Origin of the sequence: Streptomyces durocortorensis (assembly GCF_016901035.1) — a bacterium.
In the GTDB taxonomy this organism is placed as follows: domain Bacteria; phylum Actinomycetota; class Actinomycetes; order Streptomycetales; family Streptomycetaceae; genus Streptomyces; species Streptomyces durocortorensis.
Map to the genome: position 1 here is coordinate 1 of NZ_JAFEUF010000611.1, position 241 is coordinate 241.

A 241-nucleotide genomic window follows, 5' to 3' on the forward strand; every position below is an offset into this window, starting at 1 on the left:
GAAGCCCGGTAACGGGTGGAGCTGACTGGTACTAATAGGCCGAGGGCTTGTCCTCAGTTGCTCGCGTCCACTGTGTTGTTCCCGGGTTGCGAACAGTTATCGCGCCGGTTGAACAGTTTCACTACTTAATTGAAGAGTGTGCTTGTTCGCTAGAACCCGATAGGGTTTCGGTGGTCATTGCGTTAGGGAAACGCCCGGTTACATTCCGAACCCGGAAGCTAAGCCTTTCAGCGCCGATGGT

General features: G+C 54.4%; 1 rRNA gene. It reads left to right on the forward strand.

Annotated features, from left to right (window positions below):
• Positions 1–166: 166 nt before the first annotated feature.
• A 5S ribosomal RNA gene (rrf, locus tag JS521_RS36255) occupies positions 167–241 on the forward strand; the annotation flags it as partial.